The sequence below is a fragment of the Polaromonas sp. P3_B1 genome, from assembly GCF_056402935.1.
The window spans coordinates 1-16,972 of the sequence record NZ_JBFUGK010000002.1; the positions used below are offsets into that span (position 1 = coordinate 1).

19 protein-coding genes are annotated in these 16,972 nt (G+C 64.8%); 10 read left to right on the forward strand and 9 right to left on the reverse strand.

The window, feature by feature from the left end; all coding sequences use genetic code 11:
- Nucleotides 1-538 precede the first annotated feature (538 nt).
- The 3 genes from AC1DXS_RS01430 (at nt 539) to AC1DXS_RS01440 (ending at nt 2,115) form a co-directional block, all read left to right on the forward strand.
- Nucleotides 539-838 (forward strand): GIY-YIG nuclease family protein, encoded by a 300-nt coding sequence (locus AC1DXS_RS01430; RefSeq protein ID WP_477735988.1) that lies wholly within the window; start codon nt 539-541, stop codon nt 836-838.
- A 98-nt stretch (nt 839-936) separates the two neighbouring features.
- On the forward strand, nt 937-1,692 hold the full coding sequence (locus AC1DXS_RS01435) for a tRNA-uridine aminocarboxypropyltransferase (protein ID WP_477735806.1): 756 nt from the start codon (nt 937-939) through the stop codon (nt 1,690-1,692).
- A gap of 54 nt (nt 1,693-1,746) precedes the next feature.
- Nucleotides 1,747-2,115: a hypothetical protein gene (locus tag AC1DXS_RS01440; protein ID WP_477735807.1), complete on the forward strand. Its 369-nt coding sequence runs from the start codon at nt 1,747-1,749 to the stop codon at nt 2,113-2,115.
- A 169-nt stretch (nt 2,116-2,284) separates the two neighbouring features.
- On the opposite strand, the gene AC1DXS_RS01445 is transcribed toward AC1DXS_RS01440, so the two are convergent.
- A complete protein-coding gene (locus AC1DXS_RS01445) occupies nt 2,285-2,479 on the reverse strand; it encodes a hypothetical protein (protein ID WP_477735808.1) in 195 nt (64 codons plus the stop codon).
- A 203-nt stretch (nt 2,480-2,682) separates the two neighbouring features.
- Here AC1DXS_RS01445 and AC1DXS_RS01450 point away from each other — a divergent pair, with 203 nt between their 5' ends.
- From AC1DXS_RS01450 to AC1DXS_RS01460, 3 genes are read left to right on the forward strand one after another with little or no spacing between them, the layout of a single operon-like run.
- On the forward strand, nt 2,683-3,489 hold the full coding sequence (locus AC1DXS_RS01450; RefSeq protein ID WP_477735809.1) for a MipA/OmpV family protein: 807 nt from the start codon (nt 2,683-2,685) through the stop codon (nt 3,487-3,489).
- A gap of 43 nt (nt 3,490-3,532) precedes the next feature.
- Nucleotides 3,533-4,240: a response regulator transcription factor gene (locus tag AC1DXS_RS01455; protein WP_477735810.1), complete on the forward strand. Its 708-nt coding sequence runs from the start codon at nt 3,533-3,535 to the stop codon at nt 4,238-4,240.
- A 7-nt stretch (nt 4,241-4,247) separates the two neighbouring features.
- On the forward strand, nt 4,248-5,567 hold the full coding sequence (locus AC1DXS_RS01460; protein ID WP_477735811.1) for a sensor histidine kinase: 1,320 nt from the start codon (nt 4,248-4,250) through the stop codon (nt 5,565-5,567).
- On the opposite strand, the gene AC1DXS_RS01465 is transcribed toward AC1DXS_RS01460, so the two are convergent.
- The 3 genes from AC1DXS_RS01465 to AC1DXS_RS01475 form a co-directional block, all read right to left on the reverse strand.
- On the reverse strand, nt 5,531-6,529 hold the full coding sequence (locus AC1DXS_RS01465) for an aldo/keto reductase (RefSeq protein ID WP_477735812.1): 999 nt from the start codon (nt 6,527-6,529) through the stop codon (nt 5,531-5,533). The genes AC1DXS_RS01460 and AC1DXS_RS01465 overlap by 37 nt on opposite strands.
- 202 nt (nt 6,530-6,731) lie before the next feature.
- Entirely contained in the window at nt 6,732-7,133 is a 402-nt protein-coding gene (locus AC1DXS_RS01470; protein ID WP_477735813.1) for a MerR family transcriptional regulator, read from the reverse strand.
- 182 nt (nt 7,134-7,315) lie between these two features.
- Nucleotides 7,316-7,753 carry a universal stress protein gene (locus AC1DXS_RS01475; RefSeq protein ID WP_477735814.1) on the reverse strand — a complete coding sequence of 146 codons (438 nt, stop codon included), beginning with the start codon at nt 7,751-7,753 and terminating at the stop codon, nt 7,316-7,318.
- 167 nt (nt 7,754-7,920) lie between these two features.
- On the opposite strand from AC1DXS_RS01475, the gene AC1DXS_RS01480 reads away from it, so the two are divergent.
- Entirely contained in the window at nt 7,921-8,172 is a 252-nt protein-coding gene (locus tag AC1DXS_RS01480) for a hypothetical protein (RefSeq protein WP_413331053.1), read from the forward strand.
- A 133-nt stretch (nt 8,173-8,305) separates the two neighbouring features.
- Nucleotides 8,306-8,872: a DUF1439 domain-containing protein gene (locus tag AC1DXS_RS01485; RefSeq protein ID WP_477735815.1), complete on the forward strand. Its 567-nt coding sequence runs from the start codon at nt 8,306-8,308 to the stop codon at nt 8,870-8,872.
- A 400-nt stretch (nt 8,873-9,272) separates the two neighbouring features.
- Here the strand turns inward: AC1DXS_RS01485 and AC1DXS_RS01490 are convergent, their stop codons facing one another.
- From AC1DXS_RS01490 to AC1DXS_RS01510, 5 genes are all read right to left on the reverse strand, one after another.
- A complete protein-coding gene (locus AC1DXS_RS01490; RefSeq protein ID WP_477735816.1) occupies nt 9,273-9,974 on the reverse strand; it encodes a B3/B4 domain-containing protein in 702 nt (233 codons plus the stop codon).
- 69 nt (nt 9,975-10,043) lie between these two features.
- A complete protein-coding gene (locus AC1DXS_RS01495; protein ID WP_477735817.1) occupies nt 10,044-10,898 on the reverse strand; it encodes a helix-turn-helix domain-containing protein in 855 nt (284 codons plus the stop codon).
- Nucleotides 10,899-10,953: 55 nt separating this feature from the next.
- Nucleotides 10,954-11,424, reverse strand: coding sequence for an ester cyclase (locus AC1DXS_RS01500; RefSeq protein ID WP_477735818.1), 471 nt, complete (start codon nt 11,422-11,424; stop codon nt 10,954-10,956).
- A gap of 51 nt (nt 11,425-11,475) precedes the next feature.
- The gene (locus AC1DXS_RS01505) at nt 11,476-12,399 is read right to left on the reverse strand and encodes an NADP-dependent oxidoreductase (RefSeq protein WP_477735819.1); all 924 of its coding nucleotides are present in this window, start codon (nt 12,397-12,399) and stop codon (nt 11,476-11,478) included.
- A gap of 19 nt (nt 12,400-12,418) precedes the next feature.
- Nucleotides 12,419-12,871, reverse strand: a complete 453-nt coding sequence (locus AC1DXS_RS01510; protein ID WP_477735820.1) for an ester cyclase — start codon at nt 12,869-12,871, stop codon at nt 12,419-12,421.
- A 99-nt stretch (nt 12,872-12,970) separates the two neighbouring features.
- Between AC1DXS_RS01510 and AC1DXS_RS01515 the strand changes: the two genes are divergently transcribed.
- Together AC1DXS_RS01515 and AC1DXS_RS01520 are read left to right on the forward strand one after the other, a co-directional pair.
- On the forward strand, nt 12,971-13,882 hold the full coding sequence (locus AC1DXS_RS01515; protein ID WP_477735821.1) for a LysR family transcriptional regulator: 912 nt from the start codon (nt 12,971-12,973) through the stop codon (nt 13,880-13,882).
- A 326-nt stretch (nt 13,883-14,208) separates the two neighbouring features.
- Nucleotides 14,209-16,950 (forward strand): polysaccharide deacetylase family protein, encoded by a 2,742-nt coding sequence (locus AC1DXS_RS01520; protein WP_477735822.1) that lies wholly within the window; start codon nt 14,209-14,211, stop codon nt 16,948-16,950.
- Nucleotides 16,951-16,972 lie beyond the last annotated feature (22 nt).

Sequence of the window (16,972 nt, forward strand, 5' to 3'; positions counted from 1 at the left end):
GCCCAGCTACCAAAGGCGGGCAACCGCAAGCAAGCTCGATCCCTACGCCGAGAAGCTGGCCACCTGGTTGGTCATCGAGGCAACAAAATCGCGGAAACAGCGGCGCACTTTGAGGCAGATCCACACAGACTCAGCCCAAAAAGGAGAAAACCAAGAACTTATCCACATCGTGAGCACCTTCTGCTCACAAAGAGTGTGGGTCAATATTCGATGGAAAACTCGGGTCAGACTTCAGTGGAATTCAACAGCGTCATGTAGTTTCGTCTCGCATATAGCGATTTTTGAAAGATACCTCTCAAATCTTATGCCTAGCATCGCGCTCAACCTACCAAACGGCAAGTACTGGACTATTACTCACTGCGAGTTGGTAATTCCCGTTGGCAGCTCCGAAAGTATGTCTTCCGGCGAATTGGCGGGGTGGATAGCCTTCGGTGAAAGCCTCTCGCAACGCTTCTCCAAATTCCTCCAGGCTACGGATTTTTCCAAAGATTATTTTGCCTCCGTCGAGGAATTCGAGCTATTCGAGCTAACTCCTGGCATGGCGAAAGCCGAGCAATCATCCCGTCGCAAGAAAATTGCAACGCGGGGCTTCGTATATCTCGCGCACGGGGGTGGGCATTACAAAATTGGCCGCTCAAGTAACTTTTCAGTTCGCGAGCATCATTTAACTCTGAAACTTCCTTTTCCCGTCGAAATTATCCATCTCATCAACGCAACAGACGCTAAAGAGGTTGAGCAGTTTTGGCATGCACATTTTTCCCATAAACGTACTCGCGGCGAGTGGTTCTCGCTTACAGACGAGGATGTCCGCGATTTCAAGCAACACCTCGAGATGTAGTGTCGAAGATAAAGTTTGCGGTGGAGAATATGTAGTTCCTGCGCAATTTTTCTCATACAGAAACAATTAAGCGCACCAACGCAGCCTCACACCGTCACATGCCCCACGCCGTCTCCCGCCTGCGCACAGCCCGCCTGGCGCGCGCCTCCAAACCTTTTTTAGCCCGTGGCGGGCCGCGTAACGTCCGTTGTGCCGGTTGCCGGCTGGTGCCCAGCCATTGCATGTGTGCTTTGCGGCCGGTGGCGCCGGCCGTCAATGCCGGTGTGTGCCTGGTGATGGCGGATATCGAGGCGCTCAAGCCCAGCAACACGGGCTGGCTGATTGCCGATGTGGTGCCGGACACGTTTGCCTTTGGCTGGGCGCGCACTGAAGTCGAGCCTGGCTTGCTGGCTTTGCTGGCGGACCCGCAGTGGCAGCCGTATCTGGTCTTCCCCGGTGAGTTTGTGGCGGCGGAGCGGGTGGTGACGGAGTTGCCGGCCGTCGCGCCAGCCGATGGCAACAACAACAGTCACCCAGCCAAACGCCCGCTGTTTGTGCTGCTGGACGCGACCTGGCCCGAGGCGCGCAAGATGTTTCGCAAAAGCCCTTACCTGGACAAGCTGCCGGTGCTGAGTTTGCAGAGCGAGCAGCTGTCCCGCTACAAGCTCAGGCGCTCGCAGCGTGATGAGCATTTCTGCACCTCGGAAGTCGCGGCTTTGTGTTTTGCGCTGGCCGGTGAGATGCAGGTGGCCGAGACGCTGGAGGCTTACCTGGATGTGTTCACCAACCACTATTTAAAGGCCAAGCAGCAGTTGCCGCTTGATCTTGAAGACGCGGCGCACCAGCGGTTGCGCGGGCTGCGTTTGGCTGACTAGCCCTTGAGCTGCCGCATAGTTCACACTGTCAAGAAAACAACCCCACACCTGGCCATGAATCGACCCACCTATTTGCGCAAGCGGCCTGACGCAGCTGAGGAGAGCGAGGGCCTTGGCTGGCGACTGGTGGCCGCGCTGGTAGCCGTGCCGATTTTTGAGGTGTCGCTGTTCCTGGGCATGTACCTGATTTATCCGTCGCGCGGCATGGCCTATTTTTTCCTGTCGATTCCGTTGTGGGTGCACGGGGTTTATCTGGGCGCTGCCTCCCTCGTAGGGCTGCTGTTTGGTTTCAAGGGCATCACCAGCCTGCTTGGCCATCTGTTCTTCACGCACCATGAAAACGAAAGAAACCGGTTGCTGACAGCGCTGCTGTGGGGTGGCCTTCTGGGCTTGACCTTTGTGGCATCGCATTTTGTAGCGTAGCGAGCGTACTGGCATCCGCATGTCCGTGAAACCGCCACCACTGGTGCCGGTGAAAACTTTTTATCTGCCACTGACGGCGATACAGGGCGCGCCTTACTTTCCCGGCACGGACAAGTAAACAAGCGATCGGCCAAGCCGCTTGCCTGGCTTTTTTTGCGCGCGGCCCCATTCATCGCTTGCGCCCGCGCACCACGCCGGGCTTGCCGGCCCCCGCACCCAGAAAGTACATCGCAAAAAGCGGCAGCGCGGCCGTGGCGCAGGGGTCGTGCTTGAGCGCGCGCGGACTTGTTTCTGCGCCTGCAAGGGATGCGGGCTTCGCAACGGGGGAGGAGGCGGCGTCAGGGCGGGCTTGGCGTTTGGTCATCCTGGTGTGTCCGGTTTCAAAAAAGGAAAGGGAAAGGGAAAGCAAAAGCGGTGATGGTGGGCGCTGGCTGTCGCCGGGATGTCGCGATGCGTGCTTGCACACCGCACCCGGCCGCGACATCTCCGCGACAGCGGGGCGGCACAGTGCGTGCAGCCCGGCGGTCAGCCGGCCTTTTTTTAGAAACCGTCCAGGAGGAGTTCCCTATGAAGCGCAAATCTGTTGTTGTTGTTCCCGCCGCTGTGGTGTTGCTGTCGGCATTGACGGGCACTACGGGCGTTTATGCGCAGCCCAGGCCCGAGCCCGGGGCCTCACCCTGGGGCCTGGGTGTGGGCGTGGCGGCCAGGACCGACATTTACGCGGGGGAAAGTGCCAGGCTTCGCGCGGTGCCGCTGATCAGCTACCAGGGCGAGAGGTTCTTCTGGCGCGGGATCAGCGGGGGCTACCACCTGCTCAGCCGCGACGGTTTCACTTTTGACGCCACCCTGGGCGCCAGGCTGGGCGGCATCAAGAAAGAGGATTTTGGTGTGGCCGAGCTTGCGGCCCGGGGCATCAACCGCAACCTGCTGGAAGACCGTGACAACGGCCTGGACCTGGGGATTGCCGGGTCCTTCAAGGGCCCTATGGGCGTGGTGGAGCTGGCGCTGAAAGCCGATGTGTCGGGCGCCAGCAAGGGTTATGAGGCCTCGGCCAAGTACGGCTATCCGCTGCAGTGGGGACCGGCCACGATCACGCCCCACTTCGCGGTGAGCCATTACTCCAGCAAGCTGGCCAACTACTACTACGGCACGCTGGACGCGGAAGTCGCCCGGGGTGTGGTGAACTACAAGCCGGGCAGCGCGGTGATCCCGCGTGTCGGGGTGGACGTGATGCGGCCCTTCGCGGACAAGTGGATTCTGGCGGGCGGCCTGTCTTACAGCGCGCTGCCGGGCAAGATACGCAACAGCCCCTTGGTGGACAGGGACGCCAAGGGCGTAACCTCCTTGTTTGTCGGGGTTTCGAGAAAATTCTGACGCCCGCCGCGCCACCGCGAGGGAACAGCGATGGAGAACCGGGATGGACATGATTGAAGGCCCCTTGAGCATCCTGATCGTCGAGGACAACGCGCCGATGGCGGCGAACATCTACGACTACCTGGAAGCCTGCGGCCACAAGCCCGACGCGGCGCCCGACGGCAGGTCGGGCCTGGGCATGGTGCAGGCGAACCACTATGACGCGATCGTGCTGGACTGGATGATGCCGCGCATGGACGGCCTGGCCATGCTGACGCAACTGCGGGACGAGCTCAAGTCCAGGACGCCGGTGATCATGCTGACGGCCAAAGACCAGCTGGGCAGCAAGCTGCAGGGCTTTGAAGCCGGGGCCGACGACTACCTCGTCAAACCCATCGCCCTGCCGGAGCTGGAGATGCGCTTGCGGGTGCTGGTGACGCGCAGCCATGCGGCGCAGGCCCCGGGGCAGGTGCTGGAAGTGGGCGACCTGCGCTTTCACCTGCAGTCGCTGGTCGTGACGCGGGGAGACCGCGAGCTGTCGCTGTCGCCCATACGCCGGCAAATCCTGGAGGTCTTGATGCGGCGCTCGCCGCATATCGTGAGCCGCGAACACCTGGAGTCGCGGATCTGGGGCGAGCGGACGCTGGACAAAGACATCCTGCGGTCGCACATGCACCTGCTGCGCAAAGAGGTCGACGGCAAAGGCGAGCGGAAGATCCTGCGCACCGTGCTCGGGCAGGGCTACAGCTTGCGGGTGCAGGATGGCGAATAAACGGCGCATGTTTGACCTGCACTGGCGCATCAGCGCGCTGTTTGTCGCGTTCGGGGTGCTGCTGGCGGTGGGCGTCACTGTCTCGGTCGGCTTCGGCCAGGTGATGATCACGCACCCGGTGTGGGAGCAGATACTGCGCTCGACCACCGAGCATTACATTGCCGGCAGCAAGGGCGCGCAGCCCGTGTCCTTGCCGGCACAGGGCGCCTACAGGGGATGGCACCTCAAAAACGGCACGGCCTTGCCCGCCGGCATGCCGCCCTACCTGGCCACGCTGCCCGCCGGGTTCTACAGCGAATCGGACCTGGACCGCTTTGACGAGCACGACTACGCGGCCCTGGTGACGCCGGTCGCGGACGGCCGCGTGGTCACCGTCATCGACATGACCGACATCGAGCAGCTGCAGAACAAGGTGGGCATCGGCGGCTTGATCTTTGTGCTGGTCAACCTGGCGCTGGTGGGCGCCACGCTGCTCTGGCTTCACGGCAGCCTGCGCAAGCCGGCCAGGGCCCTGGCGCAGCGCATGGAAGCGCTGGACCCGGAGCAGCCCTCGCAGCGGCTGTCGGTCGACTACCCGCAGGCGGAGCTGCACGACATCGCGGTGCAGGTGAACCGCCACCTGGAAAGGGTGGCGCGTTTTATCGAGCGGGAACGCAGCCTGCTGGACCAGGCCAGCCATGAGTTCCGAACGCCGGTCGCGGTGATCAGCGGCGCGGTGGATGTATTGGCAAAGCAGGCCCTGCCTGCGCAGGCGAAAGGCCCGCTGGAGCGGATTCGCGGCACGGTCGACAACCTGACCGAAACCATGGCCGCCCTGCTTTACCTGTCGCGCGAGGCGGATGCCAACGCGGGGGTGGAGGCCACCCGGGTCGACCTGGTGTTGCAGGAGCTGATGCAGGACCATGAGCACCTGCTGGCCTTCAAGCCCGCGCGCTTTGTGCTGCTGGAATGCGTGAGCCTGTCCGTCGATGCGCCGGAAGCGATGGTGAGGATCGTCATTGCCAACCTGCTGAGGAACGCGGCCGAGAACACGCAGAAGGGAGACGTCACGGTCAGCCTCACGCCGCAAAGGCTGCGGGTGAGCGACTCAGGGGAGGGCTTCGACGCGGTGGAGGCCGCGCGCAGCTACAGCGCGGCCTTGCAGACGTCGATGAAGCCCGGCGGCGGCCGGGGGCTGGGGCTGTTCTTGACGAAGCGGATCTGCGAGCGCTTCCAATGGTCGCTGGCGATTTCGTCGGCGGTGAGCAAAGGCTCGGTGGTGGATATCCGTTTCCAGCCTCAGGCATTCAATCAGGCATTCACCGACCCCAGAAACGCCGCCGGGTAACGCAAGCCGGCGGCCGCATCGGGCGGGAAGGCTTTGTCCAGCTCGGCCAGTTCCGCAGGGCTCAGCACCACATCCAGCGCGGCGATGTTCTGGTCCAGATAGGTGCGGCGTTTGGTGCCGGGGATGGGGATGATGTCTTCACCCTGCGCCAGCACCCAGGCGAGGGCGACTTGCGAGGCGGTGACGCCCTTGGCGGCGGCGAGTTGCTTCACCGCATCGACCAGCGCGAGATTGAGTTTGAAGTTCTCTTCGGCAAAACGCGGCGAGAACTTGCGGCGGTAGTCGTCGGCGGGCAGGTCTTCGGGTTTGGTGAAAGCGCCTGTGAGGAAGCCGCGGCCCAGCGGCGAGTAAGCGACAAAGGCCACGCCGTTCTCGCGGCAGGCGGCCAGGGTGCCTGTGGCTTCGGGGTCGCGTGTCCACAGCGAGTATTCGCTTTGCAGCGCGGCGATGGGGTGGACCTTGCAGGCGCGGGTGATGGTGGCGGCCGAGGCTTCGGACAAACCCAGGTAGCGCACCTTGCCTGCGCGCACCAGCTCGGCCATGGCGCCTACGGTCTCTTCAATGGGCACGGTTTTGTCGACGCGGTGCTGGTAGTAAAGGTCTATCTGCTCGAGCCCCAAGCGCTTGAGGCTGGCGTCGCAGCTGGCCTTGACGTATTCGGGCCGGCCGTTGAAGCCGCGCACGGCGTCATTGCTGGGGTCGCGCGTGATGCCGAACTTGGTGGCGATAAACACATCCTTGCGCCGGCCGGCGATGGCTTTGCCGATGAGCAACTCGTTGGTGAGCGGGCCGTAGATGTCGGAGGTGTCGAGGAAGTTGAGGCCTCTGTCCAGCGCGTGGTGAATGGTGGCGATGGATTCGGCGTCGTCGCGGTTCGCATAGAACTCGCTCATGCCCATGCAGCCGAGGCCGATGGCGGAAACCTGGGGGCCGTTGCGGCCGAGGGTGCGGGTTTTGATCATGGTGTTGATGTCCTTTTAAAAGTGGATGGTGTTTTGGCGTTAAGGGGTTCTCTTGAATCAAGACGGTGACCTCCACCGTTCGCCCTGAGCTTGTCGAAGGGGGGCTTCGACCCTTCGACAAGCTCAGGACAGGCCAAGCTCAGGCCAGGCCAGGCTCAGCCCGAACGGCAGGGGCTAAACAGGAAGGTCAGGCTGGTGCGGATCAAGCGCGCTTGGGTTGGGCGCGCAGTTCTTCATAGGTGCGGATCTTTTTACGGATGTATTGCAGGGTTTCGCGCTGGGTGCGTATCTCGGCCTCCAGGCGCTCGGCGTGGGCTTCAAGCAGGGCCTGGCGTTCGGCCATGCTGGCGGCGGAAGCGTTGCCTATGCGCAGCAGCTGGGCATAACGCTGCATGTCGCGCATGGACATGCCGGTGGCGCGCAGGCGCACGAGGAAGTCGAGCCAGCGCATGTCGGCATCGTTGTAGCGGCGCGCGCCGCTGCGCCTGTCTATGGGGGCGATCAGGCCTGTCTTTTCGTAGTAGCGCAGGGTGTAGGCGCTCAGGCCCGAGGCCTGGGCGGCCTCGGCGATGGTCAGGGAAACGGTGGGTGGTGCGGCGGTCATGGAGAGACTTTACGGCTTAGAGCGCGCTCTAAGTCAAGCGGGTCCGCCGAAAAAACCCTGCTGGCGTTGTTGTGCCTCCTTGCCGTGCTGGTGCACTGTCTGCGGAGACACGCCTGGCCAGGACCGCTTCCCTGGGTTTTAAGAGCGGCTCTGTAGCGGCCTGACCTCACACCGTAGCTTGTTCAGTGAGTAATCACCACCAGCACACTGCAAGGTGCCTGCGCGATCAGCGACTTGGACACCGAGCCGCGCCACCAGCGTGAGGCCCAGCCGTCGAGGTGCTTGTGGCCGACGACGATGAGGTCGGCTTCTATCTGTTTGGCGTAGTTGGCGATTTCATCGACGGTTTCGCCGTAGAGCACTTCGCCGGTGGCCTCATGGCCGGTTTCGATGAGCCGGCGCAAGCCGTCGTTGAGGATGCCCTGGTACCTGGCCCTGTCTTCTTCGATGACGCTTTGTTCATAGATCACGCCTTCGGCGGCGACGACCTGGCGCTGCAAAGTCATCACGGCGACCAGCGTCAGGGAGGCACCGCTCCACTGCGCGATCTCGCGGCAGTCGAGCAGGGCCTTCTGGCCGGGGATGGAGCCGTCGTATGCCAGCAAAATTCGTTTGTACATGATGTATCTCCCGAATGAGGTGACTGGGGAAGTGCCCGGCGATTCCAGAATAGGCCTGCCGCCGGGGCCGGTCAAATGATCGCCCCTGCGCCAACGTGGTCGCCGCACTGGCGCACGCCCAACACGCAGGCGACAATCAAGGGCTCAATCCAATCCAAAAACAAGCCATGACCCAAGACCCCCAGCGCGAACAGGAACTCAAGAAGATGGAGCTTTGCGATTCCTGCGCGGGCATACAGCGCAACTGGCGCAAGGCGCCCGGCCACCCGGAGCTGGTGCAGGGCGACCCGCGCCATGAAACGCGCCGCCATGGGCTGATCACGATCACGCGCTACAAATGCGACCGCTGCGGCACGGCCTGGGAGTATGAAAACGACAAGACCAACCAGAAGGCCGGCTGGTCTGTGGTGGGGCGCTAAAAGGACGCTGAGGGGCCGCCGCTTTACGCAAGCTTCACGCGATTGGGGCATTGGCTGACGCGGGAAACCATGGTTCGGGTGCACCATCACACTGATGATGAAAGCCCCACACGCTCACCACCTTCAACACCTCATGCAACGGCGCCGGCTGTTGGTCGCCTCCACACGCCTGGCCCTGGGCGGCGCGGCTTACTTTGCACTGTTTGGCGCGCACGCCCAGCCCAGCTACACGGTGACGACGGCGCAGCTGCAGGAGGCGGTTGCCAAACGCTTTCCGCTGCGCAAGCGCGCCAACGGCATCCTGGACATCACGGTGCAGGCGCCGCAGCTGCGCATGATGCCGGAGCTCAACCGGCTGGGCGCGGTGATGGCCGTTGAAGCCGGCGGCCCGGCGCTGCGGCGTGCCTACCCCGGCACGTTTGACCTGGATTTTGCGCTGCGCTATGAGGCCAGCGACATGACGATACGCGCGCACGAGCTGCGCGTGAACACACTGCAGTTTGAAGGCGTGCCGCCGGAGGTTTCCATGCTGCTGGCCAGCTACGGGCCGCAGCTGGCCGAGCAGGCGCTGCAGGGCGCGGTGCTGCACACCTTCAAGCCGCAAGACCTGGCACTGCCCGACAGCATGGGTGTGCAACCGGGCAGCATCACGGTGACGGCCAAGGGGCTGGTGATCGGGTTTGTGAACAAGCAGCCCTGAGTTTCTCCTTCCCCCGCTGGGGGAAGGCRGGGATGGGGGCTAGCGGCGTTTGAAATTTCGCCGCGCAGATTTGAAGGCCGCYGGCCCTCACCCTAACCCTCTCCCAGAGGGAGAGGGAATGGAAAGTGAAGCCCGAATTTTTGGATTTGCTCCCTCTCCCCCTGGGAGAGGGCAGGGGTGAGGGTCGAGGGCGCTTGATGCTTGCGCTGCGGRCTTAAGGCCGCTGGCCCCCACCCCTGCCCTCCCCCAGCGGGGGAGGGAGTTAAAGCGGAGGCTGTATGCAAGGCTTTACTCCTTCCCCCGCTGGGGGAAGGCGGGGATGGGGGCTAGCGGCGYTTGAAATTCGCCGGGGTGTGATTGAGGCCGCCGGCCCCCTCCCTCCCCCAGCGGGGGAGGGAGTTTAGAACTCAAAGCGCGGTGAAGCCCGGCTCAGCAACTGAATCCTGGGCTCCGCGGGCCAGGCGGCCGCCAGTTCCTGCGCGAGCGTACTGACCAAGCGCCCCACATCCTCCACCGCCGAAGCATGCAGGGCTTCGGCCACGATCAACACCTCTCGCGTTTCCGCACTGACAGCGGACAGGCCGCTTTGCCGGTTCGTCCAGCGGCGGGCGTGGGCATTGGACGCCGGCTCGGCAGCGTCGGCGAACACAACTTCGCCGGGCTCCGGATGTTCCACCTCTCCGCCGAAAGTCAGGTAGTTCTCCGCGCCGGTGGCGTAGCGCACTTCGAGTTGCTGCTGCACCTTGGCAGTATCAAACACGGCAATCGGAATCGCAAAGGCGAGCGAGACGGCGTTGCACAAGTCAACCAGCGGATGCAGCGAAGGAAGAGCATTCTCCTTGCGAAAGCGCCGCAGCAGCGACTCGGAGGCGCAGCGGTATTGCGTGGGCTTGAGGCCCATGCTGGAAAACACGCGCCGCCAGGCCCGCACTTCGGGGAACTCGCTTTCCGGGCCCGTAGCCAACCGGGCTTGGGCGATGGCGTTGAAGCGGGCGACCTGCGGGGCGACGTCCACATTGGCATTGATGCCGCCAGCATGCAGCACGCCGGGCACCAGGGCGGGGTGGTCGGCCCAGAGGGACTCTGAATGGCGAAAGAACATCTACGGCGCTCCGGTGAGGGATGAAACAGCGCGCAGTGTGTGGCCTGTGCCTGGCCTGTGTCTTGAACGTTATTGCAGACCCACCGCGCGTGCCGTGGCCCGCTGCCAGGCGCCGGGCGTAAAACCAAACTGGCGCGTGAACAGCCGCGTCATATGGCTCTGGTCGGCAAAGCCGCAAGCGGCGGCCGCCTGGGCCAGGCCGGCACCGCCGCGTATCAGGCCGCGCGCGCGTTCGGCGCGCTGCTGCAGCAGCCAGGCATGGGGCGTGAGGCCAAAGGCTTTTTCAAAATGGCGCAGCAGCTGGAAGCGGCTCAGGCCCGCCATGCGCGCCATCTCGGCCAGGGTGGGCGGCGCGAGCAGCTCGGCGGCGATGCGCTCGCGCACCTGGTGGATGTGGGGGCTGATAGCCGTGGCGGGTTTGGCGGGACCTTGCGCGGCCAGGGTGTGGCGCTGCGTGAGCAGCCCGCAGACGCGCGCCAGCGACTCTTCGCAGGCGAGTGCCGAGTCGCTCGCACTGCCGCCGCTCCATTGCTGCAGGCGTTGCAGCAGCTGCTCCAACGCCAGCCTGAGCCGCGCATCCTGGGCGACGGGCCGGGTCAGCTCCAGCGCGGCCGCATAGTGCACGCCCATCGCGGCGGCCATGGCGACAGGCTCCAGATACAGCATGCGCCAGCGCCGCGAAGGCCCGCCCAGCGGCTGGCCGTCGTGCACCTCGCCGGGGTTGCACATCAGGATGTCACCGGCATAAGCCTGAACCTGGCCGCGGCCGCTGGCCGAGGTTTGTGCGCCCTGCTGCAGCCAGCCCACGCCAAAGACGGCATGCGAATGCCGGCGGTAGCGGCGCGCACTGTCGATATGCGTGCCGTACACGCCGTCCCAAGGCGTGGCCAGGACGCGGCATTGGTGCGGGGGCGGGGCGGGCATGGAGGGATGATGCCACCGGCCGTGGCGATGCGCCATGCCTTGCGCGGCCGCAGCTTCAGCGCCGCTGGAGCTGCTCAAGCGCCCCGTGCCAGTCTTCCACGTGGTAGCTCAGCACGATTTTGTTGTCCTCGACCGTGTGGATGTCGATGGCCATGATCTCGAAGCCGCGGCCCGTGAAGGGCGCCCCCATGAAGGGAGCGACAGGCGTGGCGGTGGCGCGGCCGCGAACCACAAAACGATTGCCGGCCTGCAGGATTTCCTCGACCTTCCAGCTCAGGTTGGGGAGGGCGCCGCCCACCCGCTGCAGTTGCGCGAGGAACTGGTCGCGCGTCTTCACCGGGCTCGCGTAGTCGCCGATGCTTCGCCAGTCGGGCGAGAGCACCTTGGCCATGCGTCCCGGCAGGTCGGGGCTGGTGGTGCCGCTCAGCACTTCGCTGTAGAGCGCCTGGACCACATCCCGGTCGGCGGCCTGTACCGCACCGGCAAGGCCGCTTGCCAGGGCGAGGGCGGTGAGTGTTTTTTTCATGTGTTGACTCCGTGTTGTGTTGGTGAACAAGCCGGTCGGGTGGCAGGCACCTCAGTGCGCTGCCCGCACGATGACCTTGCCGCGGGCGTGGCCGGCTGCCACCTGCTCCAGGGCAAAGCGTGCGTCTTCCAGTGGATAGAGGGTATCCAGCACGATTTGCAGTTGCCCGGCCTTGAAGGCCTGCAGGATTTTGGCCAGGGCCGCGGTGTCGTTCCTGAAAAAGACAAACGAGCCCTGCTGGGCGCCGCGCGGCTTGACGGCGAAGTCGGCGATGCTGACCACAGCGCCTTGGGGCGCGAGCACTTGCCACGAGCGCTCAAGCGTGTCGCCGCCCACGGTGTCGAAGACCAGGTCCACCCCGCGCAGCAGGCCGGCGAAGTCTTCGCGCTGGTAGTCGATCACCTCGTGGGCGCCGAGCTCGTTGGCCAGGCCCAGGTTGCGTGCCGAGGCGGTGGCGATGACATGCGCCCCGGCCTGCCTGGCGAATTGCACGGCGAAGCTGCCGACGCCGCCCGCGCCCGCATGGATGAGCACGCGCTGGCCGGCCTGCAGCTTGCCGGCGCCGAACAAGGCCAGCCAGGCCGTGCCTGCGGCGGTGGGCAATGCGGCGGCCTGCTCAAAGCTCATGTCGGCGGGCATGAGGCTCAAGGCCTCGGCAGGGATGACGGCAGCCTGCGAGAAGGCGCCGCCGGCGCTGGGCTCCAGCCGGCCGACCACGCGGTCGCCGGGCTTGAACTGATGCACATCGGGGCCGACCTGCTGGACCACACCGGCCAGGTCGGTGCCCAGCGCATAGGGCAGGCTGACGGGAAAGACCTGTTGCATATGGCCGGCCAACATCTTGAGGTCCAGCGGGTTGACGCCGGCGGCTTCGATGCGCAGCGAGACCTGGCCTTGGCCCGGTTGCGCCGCCGGGACGTCTTCGAGCAGGGCCTGGCGCGGGTTTCCAAATTGGTGGATGCGAAGTGATTTCATGTGCGTTGTCCTCGGCGGCCTATTGCTTGCCGAGTGCGGGGAAGGCGCCGAGCTGCTGGAACAGGCCGAACCAGTCCTCCATATGCCAGGTGCGCTTGATGCGCTCGCCCTCGAATTCGTGGAACTCGTGGATGCGAAAGCTCACCTTTTTGCCGGTGGCCGCGATGCCAAAGAGCGGCCCGCGGTGGGTGCCTGTGATTTCACCGCGCACGGCGGCGCGGCCCTGGCTCATCAGCACCTCATGGGCGGTGATGCGCACGTCGGGCAACGCCTCGATAAAACCGCGGATGATGGGCTTGAGGCCTTCGGGCCCGGGGCCCTGGCCGGGCGCCAGGGGAATGTCGTCCCAGTCGGCGGTGACGGCGTCATCCAGGAGGTCGGGGTTCTGGTCGCTGAAGGCGCGGTACAGCAGGTCGATGGCGTGGCGCTGGGCCTGCTCAAGCGGGCCGTGGCTGGTATTTGAGTTGCTCATGTTGAAGATCTTTGCGGTGGTGGTGAAGTGATGGCGCAATTCTGGTGAGCGCGCTACCATCTGTCCAACAAATGATCTGTATGAATGAGTATTTGATTTATGGATTTTCATGGCGTTGACCTGAACCTGCTGGCGGCTTTTGACGCGCTGATGGAGGAGCGCAACGTGACGCGCGCCGCGGCGCGTGTGGGCGTGAGCCAGCCGGCGATGAGTGCCGCGCTGTCGCGCCTGCGCACACTGTTTGAAGATCCCTTGTTTTTGCGCAGCGCCGAGGGCCTGCTGCCCACGCCCCGCGCCCGGGACCTTGCGGGGCCGGTGTCGGAGGCATTGCGGCAACTGGAAACGGTGCTGGTGAAAAAGCCGGAGTTCGATCCGGCCAGGGTGGCGATGGATTTCACCCTGGGCCTGTCGGACTACCCGGCCTTTGTGCTGCTGCCCGCGCTGCTCAATGCGCTGCAGAAGAAGGCGCCCGGTGTGTCGCTGCGCGTGCGCAGCTTCACCGGCCGGGACAGCGCTGTCGATTTGCTCGACGCGGGGCTGATCGATGCGGCGGTTGGCGTACCGCCCACCCATGCGGAGGCCAGAATCCTGACCCGCACCATCCTGCGCGATGAGTTCGTGACGATTGTGCACCGCGACCACCCGAGCGCGCGGCGCGGCATGAGCATGAAAACCTTTCTGTCGCTGCCGCACATCCTGGTCTCGCCCGAGGGGGACCGCCATGGCCTGGTGGACGAAGCGCTGGCGCAACTGGGAAAGCGCCGCACGCTGGCGCTGACGCTGCCGCAGATGTTTGCCGTGCCGGCGGTGGTGGCGCAAACGCAGATGACGGCCACGGTGATGAAGCGTGTCGCCCTGCATTCGCCGGCCAGGCGCATGCTGGTGCTGTTTCCGCCGCCTGTCACGCTGGCGGATATTCCCTTTGACCTGATCTGGCACAGGCGCAGCGACACGCACCCGGCGCAGATGTGGCTGAGGGGATTGGTCGAGTCGGTGGCGAAGTCTTTGTAGCCTTGCGCCTTCCCCTGCTGGGAGAGGGAGTAAGAGAAATGCGCTGCGACTGCACGCAAGGTCTCGCTCCTTCCCCCGCTGGGGGAAGGCGGGGATGGGGGCCTGCGGCGCTTGATGTGCGTTGCGCGGATTTGAAGGCCGCCGGCCCTCACCCCTGCCCTCTCCCAGAGGGAGAGGGATTTAAGGAAGGGCGCCACTGCGCAAAGCTATGATCCACCGCAGAGGGGGCGCCGCCACGCCAAGGTGAGCGGCGCACCGGAGGGCGATCAGCAGCACCGGGCCGGCCGGGTTGCCATCACGAGAATGAAAAAAACGACAACACCACGATGAAGAAGAACACCAAACTGGCCCTGGGGGCCGCGGGGGCCTTGCTGCTGCTGGCCGTGGGCACGGCCGTTGTGATCAGTGTGGACAGCCGCATCTGGCGCGGCAAGACACCGCCCACACCACTGGCCGTCGCGCCGGCAGAGCCCATGGACACCAGCAAGCTGCTGGCGGGCATGCAGGATGTGCTGGCCGGCTACCGAAAAATCATCGTGCTGTTTGCCGATGAGAAAGCGCTGGGCGTGAACGAACGCGCGCAGGCCAACCAGGTGGGGCAGGGCCTGTTCCATGAAAACCGCGAGCGCGCGGCCGCGCTGGAGGCGCAGATGGCGGCGCTGGCGGCCTCGGGCAATGCGCAGCGCTTTGATGCGATGGCCGGCCTGCTGGATTACATCGAGAGCGACAAAAGCCTGTTCGACGCGGACCGCCTGGCGTTTCGCGAGCTGCTGCGCAGCCTGCAGGCCGCGGTGGCGGCGGACTCTTCACTGCCGGCCATCAAGCTGCACAAGCGCATCGGCGAGGACCTGGACGCGCTGCTGGAAATAGAGCGCAATTACGAAAAGGAAATTCGCCAGGTCTTCGGCCGCTTTGAGCCGCGCGCGATTGAACTGAAGCGCGAGCGCTGGGAAGACTATGTGGCCAGCCTCAAGAAGCTGTACTCGCGCGCGCAGATCCTGAAAGACTTCGGCGTGGTGATGCCTTACCCGGCGCCCAAGGCACCTACGCGCAAGAGCAAGAACGAGGAAGACGGCGAGGTGTTCGGCTACAGCCTGCCGCCCAAGACGGTGGTGCTGACTTTTGATGACGGCCCGCACGGCGTGTACACGGCGGAGATCGCGGCCATCCTCAAGCAGTACGGCGCGCCTGCGATTTTCTTCCAGGTGGGCAGCAACCTGGGCACGGTGGGCGCGGACGGCAAGGCCAAGCTGGGGCCGCGCGCGGAGGTGAGCCGCAAGCTGCTGGAGGAAGGGCACACGCTGGCCAACCACAGCATGACGCATGCGCAGCTTTCCAGGCTCAAGGGCGATGGGCTCAAGTCTGAAGTGATAGGCACGGACGAGCTGCTCAAGGCGGTGGATGCGCGGCGCTCGCCGCTGTTTCGCTTTCCGTATGGCGCGCGCAATGACGAAGGCCTGGACCTGCTGTCGGGCGCGCATCTGCGCTCGGTGATGTGGAACATCGATTCGCTGGACTGGGCCGACCCGGTGCCGAGTTCCATCGTGGAGCGCGTGCTGCGCACGGTGGAGAAAGAAGGCCGCGGCATCATCCTGTTCCACGACATCCATGAGCGTACGGTGAAGGCCTTGCCGGCCATCATGGACCGCCTGGTGGCCGAGGGCTACCAGTTTGCGGGCTGGGACGGCAGCGGCTTCAGCATCGCCAAGGGTGCGGCCGCCGCGCCCACGCCGGTGGCGGTCAACCCGGGTTACAGCGATTCATGGGCGGTGGTGATCGGCATTGACGACTATGCCAACTGGCCCAAGCTGCAGTACGCGGTGCGCGACGCGCGGGCGATTCGCGAGACGCTGGTGCAGCGCTTCGGCTTTAGCGCGGAGCATGTGCTGTCGCTGGAGAACCGCGAGGCGACACGTGCCGGCATACTCGCGGCCTTTCATGACAAGCTGGCGCGCAGCGGCATGAAGAAGAACGACCGGCTGTTTGTGTTCTTCGCGGGCCACGGCGCAACGCGGCAGCTGAGTTCGGGCCGCGACCTGGGCTACATCATCCCGGCCGATTCGGACCCGAACAAGCTCGCGACCGATGCGGTGCCGATGACGGAGCTGCAGAACATCGCGGAGAACCTGACGGCCAAGCATGTGCTGTTTGTGATGGACGCCTGCTACAGCGGCCTGGGGCTGACGCGCGGCGCGGGCCCGGCCAACTTTTTGCGGGACAACGCCAAGCGCCTGGGCCGGCAGATGCTGACGGCCGGCGGCGCCGACCAGCTGGTGGCCGACGGCGGGCCCAACGGGCATTCGGTGTTCACCTGGACGCTGCTGCAGGCCATGGCCGGCAAGGCCGACCTCAACGGCGACGGCCTGATCACCGCGACCGAGCTGGCCGCCTATGTGGCGCCGGCGGTGTCGGCTGTCTCGCGGCAGACACCGGCCTTTGGCAGCCTGCCGGGCTCGGAGGGCGGCGACTTTGTCTTCGCGCTCCCGGCCGAAGCGGAATTTTTGAGCGCGCAGACCAGCCAGCTTTCGGGCGATGCCATCGCGCTGAACAGCAAGCTCGACGCGACACGGCCGGCGGCACCCGCAGCGGCTGCTGCGCCGGCCGCTGCCGACAGCCCTGCGGTGCTGCCTGTGTCGGCCACGGTGGTGGTGAAGGATTTGCAGGGCGGCGAGCAGAAAATCGTGACGCCGCTGGCCGTGCCGAGCTCGGCGCGCCAGCTGGCCCAGCGCGCCAACGACCGCGGCCTGCAGCTCTACAAGGAAAAGCTGTATGCCGAGGCCGAGGCGCAGTTCACCGAGGCGTTGAAGCTGCGCCCCGATTTCGCGCTGGCTGCCAACAACCTGGGCTTTGTTTACTTCAAGCAGGACAAGTTCAAGGAAGCGGCGCGCTGGTTTGAGAACACGGTGAAGATGGACCCTTCACGCGCGATTGCCTACCTGAACCTGGGCGATGCACACGCCAGGGCCGGCGACAGCGAGAAGGCGAAGAAGGCCTTTCGCGCTTACCTTGAGCTTGCGCCCACGGGGCCGGGTGCGGGCCATGCGAAGCAGGAGCTGGAGAAGGGTTGAGCCGCGATAGGCCGGCCGCAAA